Consider the following 1,775-nt stretch of genomic DNA (forward strand, 5'->3'; position numbering starts at 1 on the left):
TATTGAGATACTTCACGGTTCGATGCTCTGTCTTAGTATATAAACCGTTACTCTGTAACTTTCTAAATGCAGAACCAATAGAGGGCGCTTTATCCTTGACAATTACTCTTGGTTGACCAAACTGTTTATGTAGTCGTTTCAAGAACGCATAAGCAGCTTGAGTATCCCGTTTCTTGCGTAGCCAAATATCCAGTGTCATGCCTTCTGAGTCGATTGCACGATAGAGATAATGCCACTTCCCTTTAATTTTAATATAAGTTTCGTCCATTTTCCACGAATAAAAGGACTGTCTATTTTTCTTTTTCCAGATTTGATAGATCAGCTTACCATATTCTTGAACCCAACGGTAAATTGTTGTGTGAGAAACGTTAATGCCACGATCATAAAGGAATTCTTGAATTTCACGATAGCTTAGATTGTAACGTAGATAATAACCAACAGCGACAATAATCACATCTTTTTGAAATTGTTTACCTTTAAAATAGTTCATTGATATATCCTCGCTGTCATTTTTATTCATTTTACACTAAAATAGACTTATCAGAAAACTTTGCAACAGAACCGATTTCTCAATCTTAGGTTTCACGATTTCAACATCACGAATTTCAACTGTCAACTGTTTTTCCTCACCAGTTTTAGTTTTTCCTGTTACTTGCATAAAGACTCTCCTTGCTATTTCACTAATATAAGAACGCAAACTCTGACATTTGCGCCCCTAAAATAAAAAAGACCTAAGTCGTTTTAATATACTTAAGTCTTCACTACTCAAAATAGAATAATTTTTCAAATTCTATATCCAACGCTATACAAAGTAATAATGCTAATTTAGCAGATGGAACGTACTCATAGGTTTCTATATTGCTAATTGTCTGTCTCGAAACACCAACAATTTTAGCCAAATTACTCTGGTTTATTTGTTTTTCAGCACGAGCCACTTTTAACCTATTCTTTAACTCAAGTTTTCCTTTATCCCTCATTTAAAAATTCCACTCATTAAATTCCAGCCCATCACAGAAACAGCAATTAATAATACTACAATTACTATGATGTTAGTCATCGACCTCTTCTTTTTGAACAGATATATTTCATGTCCCAAAGCCAAAAGTAATAACATAAAAAACAAATCGTCTATAGATTCATTTTTTAGCAACCTAATTGTGAAAATAAACAGCCAAGCAAGTAACAACATAATATAGTGTACTATTGACATATTTCTCCACTTCGATAGTTTACCCTCATCTTGACTTTCTTGTTGTGCCATTTGTAAAATCTTCTTATTATTCATTTCTTCTCTTCCTCTCTATGAATAAAGTATAACACTTTACAAGTAAACTTGTCAACTATATAAGCAAACTTGTTAAAGATATAAGTAAACTTGTCAAAAACAAAGTATGAAAAGTCCGTAAAAAATTAAGAAGCTCTCAATCATATAATTGGTTCTGTTGCAAAGTTTAAAAATCAAATACAAGGTTTATAATCCTTCTTGTTCTTAATCTAATATTCCCATTAAGACCTTAATCTCAGTAGATACCGAAAAGCCGAAGAGCGTTCCATTTCTTCGGTTCTTTTTGTATATTCCTCGAATTGTTTCCATGCCCTTAATCATGGTTGAGGCAGTTCGTAGACTTCGATAAAATTTATTGCGTCGTTTGATTGGTCGATGGTCTTGCTCAATGAGGTTATTGAGATACTTCACGGTTCGATGCTCTGTCTTAGTATATAAACCGTTACTCTGTAACTTTCTAAATGCAGAACCAATAGAGGGCGCTTTATCC

General features: G+C 33.3%; 3 protein-coding genes and 1 pseudogene. All 4 read right to left on the reverse strand.

All coding sequences use genetic code 11. The features are described 5' to 3' along the window. On the reverse strand, positions 1 to 490 hold a 490-nt coding region (locus AB0N03_RS52245; protein ID WP_364388973.1), incomplete at its 3' end, for an IS6 family transposase. Between the two features lie 271 nt (positions 491 to 761). Continuing rightward, on the reverse strand, positions 762 to 977 hold the full coding sequence (locus tag AB0N03_RS52250; RefSeq protein ID WP_101913440.1) for a helix-turn-helix transcriptional regulator: 216 nt from the start codon (positions 975 to 977) through the stop codon (positions 762 to 764). Further along, positions 974 to 1,285 (reverse strand): DUF6442 family protein, encoded by a 312-nt coding sequence (locus AB0N03_RS52255; RefSeq protein ID WP_349221543.1) that lies wholly within the window; start codon positions 1,283 to 1,285, stop codon positions 974 to 976. Before AB0N03_RS52255 ends, AB0N03_RS52250 begins: the two co-directional genes overlap by 4 nt. 204 nt (positions 1,286 to 1,489) lie before the next feature. Then, positions 1,490 to 1,775 (reverse strand): annotated as a pseudogene (locus AB0N03_RS52260) (IS6-like element ISS1A family transposase); the annotation flags it as partial.

This window comes from Amycolatopsis sp. NPDC051061, assembly GCF_040682935.1.
GTDB lineage: Bacteria > Actinomycetota > Actinomycetes > Mycobacteriales > Pseudonocardiaceae > Amycolatopsis.